Source organism: Streptomyces sp. BoleA5, from assembly GCF_000373665.1.
In the GTDB taxonomy this organism is placed as follows: domain Bacteria; phylum Actinomycetota; class Actinomycetes; order Streptomycetales; family Streptomycetaceae; genus Actinacidiphila.
Window position 1 is genome coordinate 1 of the sequence record NZ_KB892096.1, and the last position, 19917, is coordinate 19917.

At 72.4% G+C, this 19917-nt stretch carries 19 protein-coding genes and 1 rRNA gene; 15 read left to right on the forward strand and 5 right to left on the reverse strand.

The features are described from left to right. Nucleotides 1–123 precede the first annotated feature (123 nt). Nucleotides 124–240 (forward strand): 5S ribosomal RNA (gene rrf, locus B085_RS0111465). 57 nt (nt 241–297) lie between these two features. On the opposite strand, the gene B085_RS0111470 is transcribed toward rrf, so the two are convergent. After that, nucleotides 298–1335, reverse strand: coding sequence for a hypothetical protein (locus B085_RS0111470; protein ID WP_018558712.1), 1038 nt, complete (start codon nt 1333–1335; stop codon nt 298–300). Between the two features lie 122 nt (nt 1336–1457). Here B085_RS0111470 and B085_RS0111475 point away from each other — a divergent pair, with 122 nt between their 5' ends. From B085_RS0111475 to B085_RS0111485, 3 genes are read left to right on the forward strand one after another with little or no spacing between them, the layout of a single operon-like run. Further along, the gene (locus B085_RS0111475; RefSeq protein ID WP_026250930.1) at nt 1458–2105 is read left to right on the forward strand and encodes an HAD family hydrolase; all 648 of its coding nucleotides are present in this window, start codon (nt 1458–1460) and stop codon (nt 2103–2105) included. A gap of 43 nt (nt 2106–2148) precedes the next feature. Next, nucleotides 2149–3378, forward strand: coding sequence for an MFS transporter (locus B085_RS0111480; RefSeq protein ID WP_037731580.1), 1230 nt, complete (start codon nt 2149–2151; stop codon nt 3376–3378). Beyond that, nucleotides 3329–4504, forward strand: a complete 1176-nt coding sequence (locus B085_RS0111485) for an acetoin utilization protein AcuC (RefSeq protein ID WP_026250932.1) — start codon at nt 3329–3331, stop codon at nt 4502–4504. Before B085_RS0111480 ends, B085_RS0111485 begins: the two co-directional genes overlap by 50 nt. Here the strand turns inward: B085_RS0111485 and B085_RS42095 are convergent. Further along, nucleotides 4401–6086 carry a GMC family oxidoreductase gene (locus B085_RS42095; RefSeq protein ID WP_018558716.1) on the reverse strand — a complete coding sequence of 562 codons (1686 nt, stop codon included), beginning with the start codon at nt 6084–6086 and terminating at the stop codon, nt 4401–4403. The two genes, B085_RS0111485 and B085_RS42095, sit on opposite strands and share 104 nt — an antisense overlap. 144 nt (nt 6087–6230) lie before the next feature. On the opposite strand from B085_RS42095, the gene B085_RS0111495 reads away from it, so the two are divergent. The 5 genes from B085_RS0111495 to B085_RS0111515 all read left to right on the forward strand — a co-directional run bounded on the left by B085_RS0111495 (nt 6231) and on the right by B085_RS0111515 (nt 10053). Next, the gene (locus B085_RS0111495) at nt 6231–7046 is read left to right on the forward strand and encodes a phosphatase (protein ID WP_018558717.1); all 816 of its coding nucleotides are present in this window, start codon (nt 6231–6233) and stop codon (nt 7044–7046) included. A 128-nt stretch (nt 7047–7174) separates the two neighbouring features. Further along, nucleotides 7175–7387 carry a helix-turn-helix domain-containing protein gene (locus tag B085_RS0111500; protein ID WP_018558718.1) on the forward strand — a complete coding sequence of 71 codons (213 nt, stop codon included), beginning with the start codon at nt 7175–7177 and terminating at the stop codon, nt 7385–7387. 107 nt (nt 7388–7494) lie between these two features. Beyond that, nucleotides 7495–7593: a 30S ribosomal protein bS22 gene (locus tag B085_RS46820; protein WP_003948845.1), complete on the forward strand. Its 99-nt coding sequence runs from the start codon at nt 7495–7497 to the stop codon at nt 7591–7593. 178 nt (nt 7594–7771) lie between these two features. Then, complete coding sequence (locus tag B085_RS0111510; RefSeq protein WP_026250934.1) at nt 7772–8824, forward strand: NAD-dependent epimerase/dehydratase family protein; 1053 nt, start codon at nt 7772–7774, stop codon at nt 8822–8824. Nucleotides 8825–8850: 26 nt separating this feature from the next. Next, nucleotides 8851–10053, forward strand: coding sequence for a lysophospholipid acyltransferase family protein (locus B085_RS0111515; RefSeq protein WP_018558720.1), 1203 nt, complete (start codon nt 8851–8853; stop codon nt 10051–10053). A 102-nt stretch (nt 10054–10155) separates the two neighbouring features. On the opposite strand, the gene B085_RS0111520 is transcribed toward B085_RS0111515, so the two are convergent. The 3 genes from B085_RS0111520 to B085_RS0111530 form a co-directional block, all read right to left on the reverse strand. After that, complete coding sequence (locus tag B085_RS0111520) at nt 10156–11346, reverse strand: DUF5667 domain-containing protein (RefSeq protein WP_018558721.1); 1191 nt, start codon at nt 11344–11346, stop codon at nt 10156–10158. A gap of 216 nt (nt 11347–11562) precedes the next feature. Continuing rightward, entirely contained in the window at nt 11563–12357 is a 795-nt protein-coding gene (locus B085_RS0111525; RefSeq protein WP_026250935.1) for an ECF subfamily RNA polymerase sigma factor, BldN family, read from the reverse strand. 310 nt (nt 12358–12667) lie between these two features. Further along, the gene (locus B085_RS0111530; protein ID WP_018558723.1) at nt 12668–13588 is read right to left on the reverse strand and encodes an HAD family hydrolase; all 921 of its coding nucleotides are present in this window, start codon (nt 13586–13588) and stop codon (nt 12668–12670) included. 109 nt (nt 13589–13697) lie between these two features. On the opposite strand from B085_RS0111530, the gene B085_RS0111535 reads away from it, so the two are divergent. The 6 genes from B085_RS0111535 to B085_RS0111560 all read left to right on the forward strand — a co-directional run bounded on the left by B085_RS0111535 (nt 13698) and on the right by B085_RS0111560 (nt 19823). After that, nucleotides 13698–13994, forward strand: coding sequence for a glutaredoxin family protein (locus tag B085_RS0111535; RefSeq protein WP_018558724.1), 297 nt, complete (start codon nt 13698–13700; stop codon nt 13992–13994). 154 nt (nt 13995–14148) lie between these two features. Continuing rightward, complete coding sequence (locus tag B085_RS0111540; protein WP_018558725.1) at nt 14149–14811, forward strand: 3'-5' exonuclease; 663 nt, start codon at nt 14149–14151, stop codon at nt 14809–14811. 131 nt (nt 14812–14942) lie between these two features. Next, nucleotides 14943–15713: a redox-sensing transcriptional repressor Rex gene (locus B085_RS0111545; RefSeq protein WP_026250937.1), complete on the forward strand. Its 771-nt coding sequence runs from the start codon at nt 14943–14945 to the stop codon at nt 15711–15713. Further along, nucleotides 15710–17134, forward strand: coding sequence for a glutamyl-tRNA reductase (locus tag B085_RS0111550; protein WP_018558727.1), 1425 nt, complete (start codon nt 15710–15712; stop codon nt 17132–17134). Before B085_RS0111545 ends, B085_RS0111550 begins: the two co-directional genes overlap by 4 nt. After that, nucleotides 17131–18099: a hydroxymethylbilane synthase gene (gene hemC / locus B085_RS0111555; RefSeq protein ID WP_026250938.1), complete on the forward strand. Its 969-nt coding sequence runs from the start codon at nt 17131–17133 to the stop codon at nt 18097–18099. Before B085_RS0111550 ends, hemC begins: the two co-directional genes overlap by 4 nt. Before the next feature lie 122 nt (nt 18100–18221). Further along, nucleotides 18222–19823, forward strand: a complete 1602-nt coding sequence (locus B085_RS0111560; RefSeq protein ID WP_026250939.1) for a uroporphyrinogen-III synthase — start codon at nt 18222–18224, stop codon at nt 19821–19823. The last annotated feature ends 94 nt before the right edge of the window (nt 19824–19917 follow it).

The following is a 19917-nucleotide window of genomic DNA, read 5'->3' on the forward strand; positions in this document are numbered from 1 at the left end:
GGTACTAATAAGCCGAGGGCTTGTCCATAGGTTGCTCGCGTCCACTGTGTAGTTCTGAAACAACGAACCCCGGCCCCCTGTTTTGGTGGGGTGGTTGGTGCCGGTTTGTTGGTTTCATAGTGTTTCGGTGGTCATAGCGTTAGGGAAACGCCCGGTTACATTCCGAACCCGGAAGCTAAGCCTTTCAGCGCCGATGGTACTGCAGGGGGGACCCTGTGGGAGAGTAGGACGCCGCCGAACAAATATTGAGCCCCGGCTCCCGAGTTTAATCACTCGGGAGCCGGGGCTTTTTTGCGTTCAGCGCACTCCGGTCCAGATGACCGGCTTCAGTACGTCGTCGCGGACGGCGCAGCCGCCCACCCTGCCGTCGTCGGCAGCGGCGAAGGCATCCGCGTCGCCGTCCTCCTGGAGTCGCGGCAGAGCACGGATCGGCCCCGTGCCGGTCCAGAACTCGGCGGTGCCGGGCGGGTATCCGGGCGGAGAGCCGAAGCTGGTCGGGGCGCCGCCGACGACGAGGCCCGTGGTGGGACTGATGGCCCGGAAGTAGCCCTCGTTGTAGTAGCCCGGCAGGCCGGGGACGCGTACGCCGTCCGCGGTGTACGGCGGGTCCCAATAGGTCTCGTACTGGCTGTCGGAGAAGAAGTCGCCGGCGCTGCCCACGATGCGGCCGTGGTCGTCGACGGCGGCTGGGGCGTACGACACGCCCTCGGGAAGCTCGGTGGGCAGCAGGCGTTGGGCCGGCGCGTCGGTTCCTGCGGGCCAGACCACCGCGCCGTCGCCGTCGGCGCCGACGACCGTGCCGGAGTTGTTGATGCCGACGGCGCTCCACACGGAGGAGAACGGGCTGGAGGGCCGCAGTTCGCGCTCCACGGTGTCGCGGTGCCAGACGTACGCCGTGTGGTTCTCGCCCGTGCCGACGATGCGGCCGTGGTCGTTGACGTCGTTCGCGGTGAGGCTGTTCGGGAGGATCGTGGCGGTGCGCCGGCCCTGCCGGTAAGTGAAGCCGACGGCGTGACCCCAAGAGGGGAAGAGCACGGTGCCGACCATCAGACCGTGCCGGTTGACGGCGCTGACCTCACCCGTTCCGTAGCCGTAACCGGCCGGGAACGGGACGCGGCGGACGGTGCGTCCCGTCCAGTAGACCGGGGCGTTGCCGCTGGACCCGCCCGCGATTCCCGGGCGGCCCAGGGCGTGGACCTGACCGTTGCCGCCGGGGAGTGTGTCGAGGACGTGGATGCGCGGTCCGGCCGCGACCGCGGCGACCGCGGGGGCGGACGGGGTGACGAGGGCGGTCAGGCCCGCCCCGGTGAGTGTGAGGAAGCTTCGGCGTCTCAAGGATGTTCCCCTTCCGCCGGGACGCGGTGTCCCGTCGGCCGTCCATGATGGGCGAGGGGGGCCGGCGGACGGGTGGATTCAGCCCGGACCGACCGGATCCGGTGCCCGACTACAGTGGGGCGGTGCGCTACGACCTGGTCATCTTCGACAACGACGGCGTGCTCGTGGACAGCGAGCCGCTCTCCAACCGCATCCTGGCGGGCCTGCTGACGGAGCTGGGCCACCCCACCACCTATGAGGAGTCCGTCCGCGACTACATGGGCGCCGCGATGCACCGCGTCCACGACCTGGTGGCGGAGCGCACGGGTGAGCGGTTGCCGGAGGACTTCGACGCCATGTACTACGCGCGGGTCTTCGAGGGCTTCAGGCGCGAACTGGAGCCGGTGCCTGGTGTGGTGACCGTGCTGGGGAAACTGGCGGCGGACGGGGTGCCGTACTGTGTCGCGTCCTCAGGGAGCCACGAGCGGATCCGGGTCGCGCTGAAGAAGACCGCGCTGTACGGGTACTTCGGCGAGGAGCGGATCTTCAGCTCGCAGGACGTGGGACGCGGGAAGCCGGCGCCGGACCTGTTCCTGCACGCGGCGCGCACGATGGGCGTGGCGCCGGAGCGGTGTGCCGTGGTGGAGGACAGCCCGCTCGGGGTGCGGGCCGCGGTGGCGGCCGGGATGGACGCGTACGCGTTCACGGCGATGACGCCGGCGGAGAAGCTGGCGGGGGCGCGGGAGCTGTTCGCGGACATGGCGGAGCTCCCCGCGAAACTGTTCGTGTGATCGATCTACCCGTCCGTAGCCCGCGGCCCTACGCTGCACGCTCATGGAGGGCTTCGACGGCGGTTTGCGTCATGGACGGGCCTCGTTGGCCGTCGGTTTCTTCGCGCAGGGGGCGGTCTTCGCGCTGCTGGTGACCCGGATCCCTGCGCTGCAGGACCGGTACGGCGTCAGTGACGCGCTGCTGCCCGCGTTCCTTGCCGCGGTGCCCGTGCTGGCGGGCGTGGGGAGCGTCGCCACCGAGCACCTGGTGAAGCGGGTACGGCCGAGCGTGGTGCTGCGCTGGGTGCAGCCGGTGGTGTGCCTGGCGCTGCTGGGCGCCGGTGCCGGGGACGCGCTGTGGCAACTGGCCGCGTCGCTGGCCGTGTTCGGGATATGCGTCGGCGCCCTGGACGCGTCCATGAACATGCTCGGGGTGAGCCTGCAGCGCGCGTACGGGCGCAGCATCATGCTGGGCTTCCACGCCGCGTACAGCCTCGGCGGCATTCTGGGGGCGTCGCTGGCGTGGGCGGGAGCGCACTGGCACCTGTCGCTGGCGGCGCTGTACGGGCCGGTGGTGGCGGTGCTGATCCCGCTGACGCTGGTCGCCGGCCGCTGGTACGCCGACCAGAGGACGGAGGTCCAGGGCGCGACGGCCACGGCCACGGCCGCGGCGGCTCCGGTGGCGATGCGGCTGCTGCTTCCGCTCTGCCTGGTGATGGCGTTCGCGTACATCGGCGACTCCACCGTCTCCAACTGGAGCGCGAAGTACCTGCAGGACGTGCTCGGCGGCTCCGAGCAGCTGGCCACCGTCCCGTACAACGTCTACATGGTCACCACCCTGCTGGGCCGCTCGGTCGGCGACCTCGGGGTGCGGCGGTTCGGGGCGGCCGCGGTGGTGCGTACGGGCGCGCTGGTGGCGGCGGCGGGCTTCGCGGTGGTCGCGGCCGCGCCGGGTGCGTGGGTGGGGATGGCGGGCTTCACGCTGCTGGGCCTGGGGCTGTGCGTGATCGTGCCGCAGACGTTCGCGGCCGCGGGGCGGCTGTTCCCAGGGGCTTCGGACACGGCGATCGCGCGGCTGAACATCTTCAACTACGTGGGTTTCCTGGTCGGTTCCCCCCTGGTGGGCGCTCTGGGGGACGCCTGGAGCTACCGGGGGGCGATGCTGGTGCCGATGCTGCTGGTGGCGGCGACGCTGCTGTACGCCCGCTCGTTCCGGACGGAGCCCGCCCGATACGGTGTCGGCCATGAGCGGCCGCGCACAGCTGATGTGGGACGAGCAGGTAACGGGCTATGACTTCGGTCGCGGCCACCCGATGGACCCGGTGCGGCTCGCACTGACCATGGGGCTGGTCCGGGCGCTGGGACTGGACCGGGCGCTCACCGTCACCGCGGCCCCCGTGGCCGGCGACTCGACGCTGCGCCTGGTGCACGACGCGGAGTACGTGGCGGCGGTGAGACGTGCCTCCGCCGACCCCGAGGCCATGACGGAACTGGCGTACGGTCTCGGTACCGAGGACACCCCGGCGTTCGCGGGCATGCACGAGGTCTCGGCGCTGATCGCGGGCCAGTCGGTCGGGGCGGCCGAGGCGGTGTGGCGCGGCGACGTGGCGCACGCGGTGAACTTCGCGGGCGGGCTGCACCACGCGATGCCCGGGATGGCCTCGGGCTTCTGCGTCTACAACGACGCCGCGCTGGCCGTCGCCCGGCTGCTGGAACTGGGCGCTGAGCGTGTCGCGTACGTGGACGTGGACGTGCACCACGGGGACGGCGTGCAGACGGCCTTCTGGGACGACCCGCGCGTGCTGACGATCTCGCTGCACGAGCACCCCCGCACGCTCTTCCCGCAGACCGGCTGGCCGGAGGAGACCGGCGGTCCGGCGGCGGACGGCGGCGCGGTGAACGTGGCGCTGCCGGCCGGTACCGGGGACGAGGGCTGGCTGCGGGCGTTCGACGCCGTCGTCCCCGAGCTGCTGGCGGCCTTCCGGCCGCAGGTGCTGGTGACCCAGCACGGCGCGGACACGCACTTCGAGGACCCGCTCGCGCATCTCGCGGTGAGCCTGGACGCGCAGCGGGCCGTGGCGGAGGCGCTGCACGGCCTGGCGCACGAGCACGCCGAGGGCCGGTGGGTCGCCCTGGGCGGGGGCGGTTACGCGGTGGTGGACGTGGTGCCCCGGACGTGGGCGCACCTGGTGGGCATCGCCGCGGGGCAGCCGGTCGCGCCTCGGACGGCGACGCCCGAGGAGTGGCGGGCGGAGGTGTACCGCAGGACGCGCCGGATGGGGCCGTTGCGGATGACGGACGGCCGGGACGCGGTGTTCAGCGGTTTCCACGACGCGGGGTACGACCCGGCGGACCGGCTGGACCAGGCGATCCTGGCGACCCGGCGGGCGGTCTTCCCGCTGCACGGTCTGCTGCCCTAGCCACGACCGGATCGCCGTGGGAACGGGGCCGGGCGCGGGCCCGGAGCAGCTCGGCCGCCCGTTCCGCGACGGCGTAGACGGTGGCGTCGGTGTTGGCGGAGACCGGGCCCGGCATCACGGAGGCGTCGGCGACACGCAGGCCGTCGACGCCGCGTACCCGCAGCTCGGGGTCGACGACGGCGTAGGCGTCCGTGCCGATGCGGCAGGTGCCGGCGTAGTGGTTGTAGGAGCGCAGGTTGCGGGTGAGGTACGCGCGCAGCTCGGTCGTGCCGGTGGCGTCCGGGCCGGGGAGGGCCTCCTCGCCGTACCAGTCCGCCAACGCGGGGTCGGCGGCGATCTCCCGCGCCGCGTCCAGGGCCTCCGCCATGGTGTCGAGGTCGCGGACGTCGGCGTAGTAGCGGGGGTCGATGAGCGGTGGCGCGCCGGGGGCGGTGCCGGAGAGCCGGACGGTTCCGTGGCCGTACGGCGCCATGAGGGCGACCATGATCGTCCAGCCTTCGCCGGCGGCGGGCCCGGGCAGGCTCCGCTCGCGGATCGGGAGGTCGATGACGTGCAACTGCACGTCGGGGCCCGGCGCTTCGGGCCGGGTGCGGATCAGTCCCTGGACCTCGCCGTGGCTGTTGGCGCCCGGAGGCACGGGGCCGGGGGCCCGTACGACGACGCCGGAGGTCACGTGGTCCAGCAGGTGGGAGCCGACGCCGGGCAGGTGCACGGCGGTGGGGATGCCCCAGTGGCGCAGGTGGTTGCGGGGGCCGATGCCGGAGAGCATGAGCAGTTGCGGGGTGCCGACCGCGCCGGCGGCCAGGACGACCTGGCCCGAGGGGGAGCGGCGGGCGGTGCGCGACTCGCCGTCGACGGCGTACTCCACGCCCGTGCAGCGGTCGCCGGCCAGGAGGACCCGTAGGGCGAGGGCTCCGGTGACCACGTGCAGGCCCGGCCGGCGCAGCGCCGGGCGCAGGTAGGCCGTGGCCGCGTCCTGGCGCACGCCGTCGGCGATGCTGAGGTCGCCCCAGCCGAACCCCTCCTCCAGGCCGCCGGCGAGGTCGTGTGCCTCGGGGTGGCCGGTGTGGACGGCGGCGCGCAGGAAGTCCCGGGCGAGGGGGTGGCGGTCGGTGGCGGGGCCGACCCGCAGGGGGCCGTCCATGCCGCGCAGTTCCGGGTCGCGGTCCGGCACGCCGGTGACGTCCTCACTGCGGCGGAAGCAGGGCAGCAGATCGTCCCAGCCCCAGCCTTCGGCGCCCTGGGCGGCCCAGGCGTCGTAGCCGGAGCGGTGGCCGCGCAGGAAGCTCATGGCGCTGATGGCCGAGCTGCCGCCCAGGCCGCGGCCTCGGGGCCACGGTACGACGAGGCGGGTCTCGGTCTGCGGCACGGTGCGGTCCGCCCAGTCGAGGGGGGTGCCGAGCAGCCTCGGCCAGGCCGCGGGGAGGGAGACCTCCGGGGGGCGGTCGGCTCCGCCGGCCTCGAGGAGCAGCACCCGGGCCGCGTCGTCCTCGCAGAGGCGGGCCGCGAGCACGCATCCCGCGGAGCCCGCCCCCACCACGATGTAGTCGAACTCGCCTGCGCCGGCGGAGGTGTCGGCCACGGGACCCTCCCGTCGCTGTCGCGCGCCGTGCCTGAAGTCTACGGAGGGCTCCGCCGGGGCCGCCGACCCGAACAACCGCCCCTCGGGAGTGATGTTCGGGCCGTTCCGGCACGTGAGGGTGGCGGCGGGGGTCACCATCGGCACGTGGTGACTGCTGCCGCGCTGCGGGCGCATCTGGTGGGGGCGGGGATCGCGGGGGTCGTGGCGACACCGCGGGAGAAGAGTCTGCGCAGCTATCGGCTGTTCGTGGCGGGCGATCCGCGGCAGACCCTGGGGCTGGAGCCGGCGCGGCCCTGGACGCAGTCCGGTCTTCTGCGGTTGATGGCCGACCGATGTGGGGTTTCGCCTGACCCGGGGCACACTTCCGGGCAGGATGTGATCGACCCGGACCGCACACTGGCGGGGCTCGAGGCCTTCGCCGTCCGGCTGAAGGAGGCCGCGCAGCGCAGGGAGCCGGTACTCATCGGTACTGGTCACCCGCATCGCCTGCTCGGTTTCTACGCCGGATTGGCGGCCGCCCTGTCGGCGGCGGGATGCCCCGTCCTCACTCCATCGCATGGCCGATGTATCGACATGGCGACGCAATTCGGCCTACGCACGTACAACCTCTGGTACGTAGGGGGAGTGGCGACGGTCCGGGATGCGCCGGGTGAGGGCGCCCGTGGTGCGCCGGCGGTGCACACACACTCCCCGCTCCCGGTTCGGGCGGCGCTGGCCGGTGCGGCAGGACGCGGGGGGCTGCTGCCGAGCCTCGTGGTGGGAGACCACGGCTGGGTCTGCGGAGCAGGTCAGCTGGGCATCGAGGCCATCGGACTGGCCGATTCGGACGACCCGGCGGTTTTCGTGGCCGAGACGGAGGGCAGGGTCTCGGCCGTGGTTCCGCTTGATGACGCTGTGCGGTCCGATTACTACCGACCGCTTACGCGCTATGTACTCAATCGAGCGTGTCTGTCACAGTAGTCAACCGATCGCTACTCCTCTTCCCCACTTGCATCATGCGCACCTAATCTGGGGAGGAGCGCACGTGCGAGAGGGAGTCACCGGAGGGGAAGCCGGTGCCCGTCAGGTGCGGAAGGTTCAGGTGTGTCATGGCTTCAAGCGAGAGGCCTCTCAACGAGGTCGTGTTCCTGACCGTGGCAGAGGTCGCCGCGGTGATGCGAGTTTCCAAGATGACCGTGTACCGGCTGGTGCACAGCGGTCATCTGCCGGCGATCCGGGTGGGGAGGTCCTTCCGGGTGCCGGAGCAGGCCGTCCATGACTATCTTCGGGAGTCCTACGTGGGGGTGGGGGAAACTGCCTGACGACCGCCTCGGTTTCTGCTCGGCGCTTGCGGACGGGTAGGCTGAGCCGACGTAGGTCGTGTGGGCTCGGACGCCCCGCACCGAGTGAAAACGAAGCGAGGGTAGTCGTGGGCTCTGTCATCAAGAAGCGGCGCAAGCGTATGGCCAAGAAGAAGCACCGCAAGCTGCTGAAGCGTACGCGTGTGCAGCGTCGCAACAAGAAGTAAGCGAGCTACGCGTCGCACTTCGCTGCCCTTCCGCCCCCACGGACCGTGGGGGCCGGAAGGGCAGCGGCGTTTCCGGGGGCCGGGCCCTCCTCGACGGTGCTCGTACGTTCGGGCGTCATCACGGCGCAACAACGAACCGATACGGTGCGTACATGCGGTGCGAGGGAAGGCGCTGATCTTGGGCAAAGTGGTGCTGGTGACCGGAGTCGCCCGCCAGCTCGGCGGCCGGCTGGTACGACGTGTGACGCGCGACCCCGACGTCGACCGGGTGATCGCGGTCGACACGATGCCGCCCCCGCACCAGCTGGGCGGCGCCGAATTCGTCCGTGCCGACATCAGGCACCCGATGATCGCGAAGGTGCTGGCGGAGCACTCGGTGGACACGGTGGTCCACATGGACGTCAGCGGCACGCTGCCCGGTCGCAGCAGCCGGACCGCGGTCAAGGAGACCAACGTCATCGGCACGATGCAGCTGCTCGGCGCCTGCCAGAAGGCCCCGACGGTGCGCCGCCTGGTGGTGAAGTCCACCACGAGCGTGTACGGCTCCGCGCCCCGCGATCCCGCGGCCTTCACCGAGTCCATGCCGCCCAAGTCGCTGCCCAGCGGCGGCTTCGCCAAGGACGCGGTCGAAGTCGAGGGATACGTGCGCGGCTTCGCACGGCGCCGCCCGGACGTTGCCGTATCGGTTCTGCGGTTCGCCAACATCCTGGGCCCGCGGGCCGACACACCCCTCGCCGAGTACTTCGCGCTGCCGGTGCTGCCGACCGTGTTCGGCTACGACCCGCGGCTGCAGTTCGTCCACGAGGACGACGTCATCGACGTCCTCATGCTGGCCCTGCGCGACGAGCGCAAGGGGACGATCAACAGCGGCACGTTCAACATCGCCGGCGACGGGGTGCTCCTGCTGTCGCAGACCGCGCGACGGCTGGGGAAGCCCACGGTGCCGGTGCTGCTGCCCGCGGTCACGTGGGTGGGGCAGCTGCTGCGCACCGCCGGCGTCACCGACTTCTCGCGCGAGCAGATCCGCTTGCTCACCCACGGCAGGGTCGTGGACACCACGCAGATGCGCGAGACGCTCGGCTTCGCCCCGAAGTACACCACCGCCGAGACCTTCAGCGACTTCGCCCGCAGTCGCGGCCCCGGCCTGCTGCCGCCCGACCGGCTCGCGGAGGCCGTCGACCGGCTCGCCGCGGTGGTCCGCGCGGGCGGCCCCCGAGGACTGAGCTCGTGAGCACTGCTGCGAGGAGGAACCGCACCATGGCGGACGCCAAGGTCATCCCGTTCGACGAGGACTCGCGGACCCGGAGGGGAGCGCCGCGCTCGCGCGGGCGGGCCGCGGCCCGCGGCACGGCGGGCGGCGACACCGGGAACGCGGTGGCCGCGCTGCCGGTCGACGAGCGGACCGCGCGGGCCGCGGACGGTGCCGGCGCCGTCCAGGGCGCCGTGACGGCCTCCGCGGACACCCCGGGCACCGGTGGTGCGGATGGGGCGTCCGAGGCCGCACAGACCGCACCACAGGGCGCTGAGGGGCGTCCCGGCACCACCTCGGGCGGTGCCCCGGGGGGCCTGGGCGGCCCGCTGGCGGCGGCGCTCGGCTCGGCCGCGGACCGGCTGCTGGGGGCACCCTGGGAGCGCCGGGTGGCGCACGGCCTGGCCTTCCTGCGCCGCCGGATCACCGGCGACTACGAGGTCGACGACTTCGGCTACGACGAGGAGCTCACCGAACAGGTCCTGATGTCGCTGCTCCGGCCGCTGTACGAGTCGTACTTCCGGGTCGAGGTGAAGGGCATCGAGAACATCCCGGCCGAGGGCGGCGCCCTGGTGGTGGCCAACCACTCCGGGACGCTGCCGATGGACGGCCTGATGATGCAGGTCGCCGTCCACGACCACCACCCCGCGGGGCGGCACCTGCGACTGCTGGCCGCGGACCTGGTGTTCATGCTGCCGCTCGTCAACGAGCTGGCCCGCAAGGCGGGGCACACCCTGGCCTGCGCGGAGGACGCCCAGCTGCTGCTCGAACGCGGTGAGGTCGTCGGTGTGATGCCCGAGGGCTTCAAGGGGCTGGGGAAGCCCTTCTCCGAGCGCTACAAGCTGCAGCGATTCGGGCGGGGCGGTTTCGTCGCGACGGCGCTCAAGACCGGGGTGCCGATCGTGCCGTGCTCCATCGTGGGCGCGGAGGAGATCTACCCGATGATCGGCAACGCGAAGACGGTGGCCCGGCTGCTGGGCGTCCCGTACGTCCCGGTGACGCCGACGTTCCCGTGGCTGGGGCCGCTGGGCATGGTGCCGCTGCCGACGAAGTGGACGATCCAGTTCGGCGAGCCGATCCCCACGGACGGCTACGCGCCGGAGGCGGCCGAGGACCCGATGCTGGTCTTCAACCTGACCGACCAGGTGCGGGAGACCATCCAGCACACCCTCTACAAGCTGCTGGTGCAGCGCCGCTCGGTCTTCTTCTAGAAGCTGCGGCTTCCGGGCTCCGGGGCTGCCGCCGGCCCACGGGGGCCGGAACCCGTGGTGGGCCGGGGCGTGACGCCCCGGCCCACCACGTGAGGTGCCTGCTCAGTCGTCCCTGTCGTCCTCGGCGCTGAGCCCGAGGCCCGGGAGCAGTCCGGGCAGCAGCGGCGGGAGGGTGACCGACGGCTGGGTGCCGTCGCCGCCCGGGGAGCTGCCGGTCGGCGCGGGGTCGAGCAGATCGCCCGTGCCGCCGATGATGCCGCTGTCCGCGCTGCGGGAGGCCGACGGGCTGGCCTTGTCGCCGCCGCGCTCCTCGGCCGAGCCGCTCGCGGAGCCGCTGACCGAGGGCGAGGGCCCCCGGGTGCCGCTCGCGGAGCGGTTGCCGCCGCCCGGGACCCCGCGGCCGTCGCTGTGGCCCGCGCCGGTGTCGGGCGGCAACAGCTTCTGCAGCGGCGCCACTTCGTCCTCTATGGCATCGAAGACGGAGGTGACCTTGTTCCCCACGTCGTCGAGCCGGGAGGGCAGCCGGCCGCGCAGCTCCGTCCAGCCCCTGCGGTGGTTGCTGGAGAACGCGGAGAGCGTCTCGATCGGCCGCAGCGAACCGTCCTTGCGGTACGCGGCGGCGAGCAGCCGATGGCCCTCCGAGGCCTCCTGCTGCATCCCGGACAGCGCCCTGCGGATCTCGCCCACGGACTCGTCGTCCAGATCGCCGCCCCGGCCGCGTTCCATGAGGCGGCGGGCCTCCTGGAGCCGGGTGGAGGCGAGGTCGAGATAGACCTTGCCCCGGTCGGCGTCGTCGTCGGCGAGGTTGAGGCGCATGTCCTCCATGCCCCGTTTGAGGCCGTAGAGGGTGTCGCCGGGCAGCGCGTCCGTGCTCGCGGCGGCGACACCGCCGAGGGCGCCGGCCGCCACGCCGACGGAGAGGCCGCCGGCGGCGAGCCTGCGCGACCACGCCGAGCGCGGCTTCAGTTTGCCGAGACCGCGGCCGCCGGCGCGGTGTGCGCCCCGTCCGCCGTCACGCTGTACGGGTACCGTCAGGGTGCCGTCGGCGAGCGCGGCCTCCATGGCGGCGATCAACTGGGCACGCTGGACGGTCTTGGTCTCCGGATCCAGCATCGGCCGCGGCACGTCCTGCAGGGCGTCCGCCAGGGCCAGGAACACGCCCTGCTCCGGATCCGCATGCCGGTCCGCGGCGTGGGCGCCGTGCTGTACGCCGGCACCCGTCTGGGGGCCTTCGCCCTCAAGGGCGTCGGCGAAGGCGTTGGCCCGCCGGTGCGCCGTTGGATTCGCGATCACGGGCGGCACCTCCTCTCGTCATCCACCTCGACTCCCCGTAGTGCCTTCAAGGTTGTGCACCTTGAGCCTTTCCACCCGATCGAGTGATCGGAAGCGGGCAGAGCACGGCATTGGGGGGTCCGCATGTGATGCAACGAGTGCCGCCCGAGTTGGGTTACGCAGTCATGATGATCGGACCGTGGAGGCAGTCGCAAGATGAAGATCCATCCATCGCGCTCATCGCGCGTCGTCGGGGAGCAGCCGGGCGAGGGTCCGTACGGCCCGGTACTGCAGGGTTTTGATCGCACCTTCGTTCTTGCCCATGATGCGGGCCGTCTCCGCGACCGACAGCCCCTGCAGGAAGCGCAGCGTCACGCACTCCTGCTGCTGGGGGTTGAGCTTGCGCACGGCCCTGAGCAGCGACTCGTTGGACAGCGCCTCCAGGACGCAGTCCTCCGGGCTGGGCTCGACCTCGTTGGCGTCGAGCATCTCCCCGGTGGTCACCTCCAGCCGGAACCGGCTGGACTTGAAGTGGTCGGCCACCAGGTTGCGCGCGATGGTGACCAGCCACGCGCCGAAGTCGCGGCCCTGCCAGGTGAAGGTGCCGATCCGGCGCAGGGCGCGCAGGAAGGTCTCGCTGGTCAGGTCCTCGGCGGTGGCCTTTCCTCCGACGCGGTAGTAGATGTAGCGGTAGACCGTGTCGGAGTAGTGGTCGTACAGCCGCCCGAAGGCCTCGGTCTCACCGGCCTGGGCGCGTTCGACCAGGTCCATCATGCGTCCGCTGTCGCTGTCGGCCGCCGGCCGGCGCGGGGTGGCGCCCGTGGACCGGTCGGTCTGCTGGGCGTTGCGGGATCGTCTGCCGACCGTGGCCCGGCCGTCGGCCAGCGCGTAGGCGCGGCCGGCGGGCGCTGCCGCCGTGGCGAGTGCGGGGACGGGCACGGCGTACGCGGGGACGACGCGCAGCAGGTGCTCAGCCACCAGTGCGCGCAGCGTAGCCAGGCCAGAGGCGTCAACCCCGGTGTGTGGGTACACGGGACTCCCAGAGGCAGAACTTCCATCACGTGCAGTACGGAACCTTTCACCCGTCGTAGCGACGTGTGGGTCCCGGCTTGCGTCTGAGGAGAATAACGCTTCGTACAGGCGACGCTACACCGAGTTGCTGAAATCGTCGGTTCCGCCCACTCTCTGGCGGAATAGTGATCGAGTAATTATCGAACACTGAAACGGTGTTGACCACATAGCGTCGTGAAATGCTCGCGTGGAGAGCGTGTTGTGGCTGTGTGGCTCACCGTGAACTGACGGGGCGCCAGAGGGGGACCCGGGCGTGTCGCCTGCGTCGTCCCTAGCGGCGACGGCGCTGCAGGGCCATCGCGGCGGCGGCGCCGCCCGCCACGGCGCCCACGCCGGCGGCCGCCGGGATGCCGATCTTCGCCGCCTTGCGGCCCGTACGGTAATCACGCAGCCGCCAGCCCTTTTCGCGTGCGTGCTTGCGCAGACGCGTATCGGGATTGATCGCATATGGATGTCCTACGAGCGACAGCATCGGGATGTCGTTCGACGAATCGCTGTACGCGGCGCAGCGCGAGAGTTCGAGTCCCTCCGCCCCGGCGAGCGCCTTCACGGCCTCGGCCTTGGAGGGGCCGTGCAGCGGCTCGCCGACCAGTCGGCCGGTGTAGACGCCGTCGACGTGCTCGGCGACGGTGCCGAGGGCGCCGGTCAGGCCGAGCCTGCGGGCGATGATCGTGGCCGTCTCCACCGGGGCTGCCGTCACCAGCCAGACCCGCTGGCCGGCGTCGAGGTGCGCCTGGGCGAGCGCGCGGGTGCCGGGCCAGATCTTGTCCGCCATGTACTCGTCGTAGATCTCCTCGCCGATGGACATGAGTTCCTCGACGCGGTGCCCCTTGATGATCGTGAGCGCGCTCTCCCGCACCTCCTGCATGTGCTCGGGGTCCTCGGACCCGGCGATCCGGAAGTACGCCTGCTGCCAGGCGAAGCGCGCGAGGTCGCGGCTGCGGAAGAACTTCCGCTTGTACAGGCCGCGCCCGAAGTGGAAGATCGCGGCGCCCTGCATCACGGTGTTGTCCAGGTCGAAGAAGGCGGCCGCGTGCGGATCGCCGGCCACCGGGAACGCGGGGGCGCCCGCCCGGTCGTGCTTCTCCTGCGCGGGTGCCGCGAGTGCGGCCTCCGCCGCTGCCTCGCCGGCCAGCACGCTGCGCGCGGTGGCGGAGCGCTTACGGGGGGTGAGCCATCGCAGAGCGGCCATGGGGCGAGCATAGCCAGTCCGTTGGGCAACTCCGGTGCGGCGATGGAGCAGGTGAATGAACTCCTCGCGACGAGGGTGTTACCGCGGGTCCGCGGTTGACGGAGGCAGAATGGCCGCCATGAGCCCTCTGTTCGGACGTGAAGCCCGCAATGCCCGGAAAGACCCGGCCGACCGGACGGTGACGCTGATCGCCAAGCCCGGCTGCCACTTGTGCGACGACGCGCGGACGGTGGTCCGGCGGGTCGTCGACGACCTGGGCGCGCGCTTCGAGGAGATGGACATCACGCGCGACGAGGAACTGCACGACCGCTACTGGGAGCAGATCCCGGTCGTCCTCATCGACGGCGAACAGCACACGTTCTGGCGTGTCGACGAGGGCCGGCTGCGGCGCGGGCTGGGCGCCTGAGGGCCCTGATGCGACAGGTGGGCGATTTGCGCGTGTTCCTCTGGACGCGGGTGCTCGATTACCATCAAGGCGTTTTGTGTAACGGCGGGGGTGCGTGAGTAAGGACGGTGACTGCGTGCTCCCGGGCAGACCTCACAGGCGCGGCGGTTTCGCCGTGGTCGATCTGGAGGCCACCGGTTCCAGTTCGCGGCGCCACCGGGTGGTCGAGCTGGCGGTGGTGCTGCTCGACCGCGACTTCGGGCACGAGGGCGAGTTCTCGACCCTCGTCGATCCCGAGGGGCCGGTCGGCCCCACCCACATCCACGGCATCGAGTCCCGCCACGTGGAGGCGGTCGGCGCCCCGCTGTTCGGGCAGATCGCCCCGAGACTGCTGGGGCTGCTGCGGGGCAGGGTGCTGGTGGGGCACAACGTCGGGTGCGACCGCGCCTTCCTGGCGGCGGAGTACGCCCGGCTGGGCGTGGTGTTCCCCGTCGTCCCCGAACTGTGCACCATGCGGATGGCCGCGCTGCGCGCACGCGCGCCGGGCGGCCTGAGCCTGCTGGCGTGCGCCGAGGCCGCCGGGCTGACCGGCTGGACCGCGCACACGGCGCTGGGGGACGCCCGCACCACGGCCAGGCTGTTCACCTCGTACGTCCTGGACCACCCGGGTGGACCCGCGCAGGCGGACAAGGCGCTGGGGCGCGCGGCGGCGGTCGAGTGGCCGCAACTGGCCGGCGCGGACGCGCTGTGGGTGGGGCGCCGGGGTGCGGACCGGGCTCCGGCGTGGAACGTTCCGTCGCAGCAGAAGGTTTCTTATGCCCGTAATGGGGGTGCGTGATGCCGGTCACTTCCCCTGGGCAAATCGGACACCATCTTTGTGCACGCGTTCACAAAGACATAGCCTGGCGTCCACGGGGCGGTCCCGACGACGGGTGCCGCTCGCAGCCCAGCTCTACCCGCAGGAGCATCGTGGCAACTGGCCGAACTCACCGACCGGCGACCCGCAGCCGAGGGATTCCCGAGGCCACCGTCGCCAGGCTCCCGCTGTACCTGCGAGCCCTTACCGCGTTGTCCGAGCGATCGGTGCCCACCGTCTCCTCGGAGGAACTCGCGGCCGCCGCCGGTGTGAACTCCGCCAAGCTGCGCAAGGACTTCTCCTACCTCGGTTCCTACGGAACCCGCGGCGTCGGCTACGACGTCGAGTACCTCGTGTACCAGATCTCCCGTGAACTGGGCCTCACCCAGGACTGGCCGGTCGTCATCGTCGGGATGGGAAACCTCGGGGCCGCGCTCGCCGGGTACGGCGGCTTCGCCTCCCGCGGTTTCCGCATCGCCGCGCTCATCGACGCGGACGTCCAGCTCACCGGCCGGCTCATCGCCGGGCTGCCGGTGCGGCACGCGGACGAGCTGGAGGCCATCGTCGAGGACAACCAGGTGTCCATCGGCGTGATCACCACGCCGGCCGGGGCGGCACAGGAGGTCTGCGACCGTCTGGTGGGCGCCGGGGTCACCTCGATCCTCAACTTCGCGCCGACCGTGCTGACCGTCCCCGACGGGGTCGACGTCCGCAAGGTCGACCTCTCCATCGAGCTGCAGATCCTCGCCTTCCACGAGCAGCGGAAGGCCGGCGAGGAGCTGGAGAGCAGCCTCACGGCGCCTCCGGTGGCGGCCAAGGCGGTCCGCGACGGCGGCCGCCGTCCGGGACCTGACGGGGACGTCCCCGCCGTGATGCCGGCATGAGCCTCCTCGTCGTCGGACTGAGTCACCGCACCGCCCCCGTCAGCGTCCTGGAGCGCGCGGCGCTCGGTGAGGACACCAAGGGCAAGCTGCTGCTGGACGTCATGGCCGCCGAGCCGGCCAGCGAGGCCGCGGTGCTGTCCACCTGCAACCGCATCGAGCTGTACGCGGACGTCGACAAGTTCCACGCCGGTGTCGCCGAGCTGTCCACGCTGCTCGCCACGCACAGCGGCGTCAGCCTCGACGAGCTGACCCCGCACCTGTACGTGCACTACGAGGACCGGGCCGTCCACCACCTGTTCTCGGTCGCCTGCGGCCTGGACTCCATGGTCGTCGGCGAGGGCCAGATCCTCGGCCAGCTCAAGGACACCCTGGGCCTCGGCCAGGAGCTGCACACCGCGGGCCGGTCCCTGAACGACCTGTTCCAGCAGGCGCTGCGGGTCGGCAAGCGCGCGCACTCCGAGACCGGGATCGACCGGGCCGGGCAGTCGCTGGTCACCTTCGGCCTGGAGCAGATGGCCCAGGCCGTGGGCGGCGTGCCCTTCGAGGAGTGGGGCAAGGGCAAGCGCGCCCTCGTCGTCGGCGCGGGCTCGATGAGCTCGCTCGCCGCCGCCACCCTCGCCCGCGCGGGGGCGGGCGAGATCGTGGTCGTCAACCGCACGTTCGAGCGCGCCGAGCGGCTCGCCGAGAGTGTCGGCGGCCGCGCCGCGTCCATGGACGACCTGGCCGGCGAGCTGTCGTACGCCGACATCGTCGTGTCCTGCACCGGGGCGACCGGGCTGGTCCTCACCGCCGACACCGTCGCCCGCGCCACGCTCTCCCGGGCCCTGCGCTCCGGCGGCGAGCCCGTCGCGCCCATCGGGATGCTCGACCTCGCCCTGCCGCGCGACATCGACCCGCTGGTGCACTCCCTGGACGGCGCCCACGTCACCGACCTGGAGACGATCGCCGCGGCCGCGGCCGACGCCCCGATGGCGGCCGACGTCGACGAGGTGCGAAAGATCGTTTCGGCTGAGGTGGCCGCCTTCGGCGCCGCCCAGCGTGCCGCGCACATCACGCCGACCGTCGTCGCCCTGCGCGCCATGGCCGCCGACGTGGTCGCCTCCGAACTGGCGCGCCTGGACGGCCGCCTCCCCGATCTGGACGAACGGCAGCGCGCGGAGGTCACCCAGACCGTGCGCCGCGTCGTCGACAAGCTCCTGCACGCGCCTACTGTGCGGGTCAAGCAGCTCGCGGGAGAGCCCGGCGGCGCCGGGTACGCCGACGCGCTGCGCGAACTCTTCGACCTGGACCCCCAGGCGGTCGCCGCGGTCAGCAGGGCCGACTCACCGCGCGCAGCGGTGATCCCCTCCGCTGCCGCGGCCGTCACGCCGGTGGCGTCGGCTGCTTCAGCAACGAGTGACTCGAATCGAGGGCGGGCATGACGAGCCCAACCGCACTGAAACTGGGAACCCGGCGCAGCGCGCTGGCGATGGCGCAGTCCGGCATGGTGGCCGAGCAGGTCCGCAGGATCACCGGCCGTGACGTGGAGCTGGTGGAGATCACCACCTACGGCGACGTCTCGCGCGAGCACCTGGCGCAGATCGGCGGCACCGGCGTCTTCGTCTCCGCCCTGCGGGACGCGCTGCTGCGCGGTGAGATCGACTTCGCCGTCCACTCCCTCAAGGACCTTCCGACCGCCGACCCCGAGGGCCTGACCCTCGCAGCCGTCCCGCTCCGGGAGGATCCGCGCGACGCGCTGATCGCACGCGACGGCCTCACCTTCGAGGAGCTGGCCTCCTCCCCCCGGGGCGCCCGCATAGGCACCGGCTCGCCGCGCCGCATGGCGCAGCTGAACGCCTGGGCCCGCTCGATGGGGGCGCGCGTCGAGACCGTCCCGATCCGCGGCAACGTCGACACACGCATCGGATACGTTGCCTCAGGCGACCTCGACGCCGTGGTGCTCGCCGCCGCCGGACTCAGCCGGCTGGGCCGCCTCGCGGAGGCCACCGAGCTGATCTCCCCCGACATCGTGCTGCCCGCTCCCGGACAGGGAGCGCTGGCCGTCGAGTGCCCTGCGGACGACGCAGGGCTCGTCTCCGTGCTCGCCGAGCTCGACGACCCGTTCACCCGGGCCGCCGTGACCGCCGAGCGCGCACTGCTCGCCGCTCTCGAGGCCGGTTGCTCCGCGCCCGTGGGCGCGCTGGCCGACCCCGTCGCCGACGGGCACATCACCGAGCTGCGCCTGCGCGGTGTCGTCGGGACAACCGACGGCTCCTCGCTGGTGCAGATGTCCATCACCGGTCCGACCCCCGCATCCCGGGACGAAGCCGTGGCCCTCGGCCACGAGCTCGCCGACGAGATGCTCGCCAAGGGCGCGGCCGGTCTTATGGGGGAGCGCGAACTTTGAGCCCCACCGCCGCCGCAGCGACCAACACGACCGCAGACACCACCGCGGCCGGGCCGGCAGGACCGGCAGGCAGGACGGGTACCGCGGGCACCGCGGGCCACACCGGGACCGCGGGCACGGGTGTGCCGGGTTCCGCCCTCGGGCACGTCACCTTCCTCGGTGCCGGGCCCGGTGACCCCGGGCTGCTGACCCTACGCGCCGTCGAGGCGCTCGCCCACGCCGACGTCCTGGTCGCCGACGGCCACGTGCTGGACGTCGTACGGACCCATGCCCGGCCGGGCGTGGACACGGCGCAGCCGGGCGACGCCGAGGGGGAGTTGAGCCCTTCGGCCGCCGCGGCCAAGCTTTTCATGGCCTCCGCGCGCACCGGCAAGCGGGTGGTCCGTGCGATCGCCGGCGACCCCGGACTCGACTCCGCGGCCGCCGGCGAGATGCTCGCCTGCGCGCAGGCCGGCATCCCCTTCGAGGTCGTGCCGGGCGTGGCCGCGGCCGTGGGCGTGCCCGCGTACGCCGGCGTGCCGCTCAGCGGCGACGTGCGGTTCGTGGAGGCCGCGACCGCGTCGGGGCGGTGCTGGAGCGAGGCGGGCGCGAGCGACGCGACCCTGGTCGTCTCCACCACCCTGCAGACCGTCGCCGCCAACGCCGCGGAGCTGGTCTCCGGGGGCCGCAAGCCGGACACCCCGCTGACCGTCACGGTCGCCGGTACGACGACCCGGCAGCGAACCTGGACGGCCACGCTGTCCACGATCGCCGCCGAGCTGAAGGCGACGAAGGCGCTGCCCACGCCCGAGGGCCCCATCGCCGCGATAGCCGTGGTCGGCGAGCCGACCGCGCGGCGCGAGCTGCTCTCCTGGTTCGAGACCAAGCCGCTCTTCGGCTGGAAGGTGCTCGTCCCGCGCACCAAGGAGCAGGCCGCGTCCCTCTCCGACCAGCTGCGCTCCTACGGCGCCGTGCCGCACGAGGTGCCCACGATCGCGGTGGAGCCGCCCCGCACCCCGCAGCAGATGGAGCGCGCGGTCAAGGGCCTGGTCACCGGACGGTACGAGTGGATCGCCTTCACCTCGGTGAACGCGGTCAAGGCCGTCCGCGAGAAGTTCGAGGAGTACGGGCTCGACGCGCGTGCCTTCGCCGGGATCAAGGTCGCGGCGGTGGGTGAGCAGACGGCCGGGGCGCTGGTGGACTTCGGTGTGAAGCCGGACCTGATGCCCAGCGGCGAGCAGTCCGCTGCCGGCCTGCTGGAGGACTGGCCGCCCTACGACCCGGTCTTCGACCCGATCGACCGGGTCTTCCTGCCGCGCGCCGACATCGCCACGGAGACGCTCGTGGCGGGGCTGGTGGAGCTCGGCTGGGAGGTCGACGACGTCACCGCCTACCGGACCGTGCGGGCCTCCCCGCCTCCGGCGGAGACCCGTGAGGCGATCAAGGGCGGCGGGTTCGACGCCGTGCTGTTCACCTCGAGCAGCACGGTGCGCAACCTCGTCGGCATCGCGGGCAAGCCGCACAACGTGACCGTGATCGCCTGCATCGGCCCGGCCACCGCGAAGACCGCGGAGGAGCACGGGCTGCGGGTGGACGTGATGGCCCCGGAGCCGTCCGTCCACGCGCTCGCGCAGGCGCTGGCGGACTTCGGCGTGCGGCGGCGCGAGACGGCGATCGCCGCGGGCGACCCCGTCACGCGTCCCAGCGAGCGGCGTCCCGGCTCCCGGCGCAGGGCCCGCGTCTGACGGGCCCCCGGCCGCGTTCCGCGTGCCCCCGGTTCCCCCGCGGAGCCGGGGGCCGTCGCGTTCCCGGTCCGGCGACAGGCCGTGCCGGGCCGAC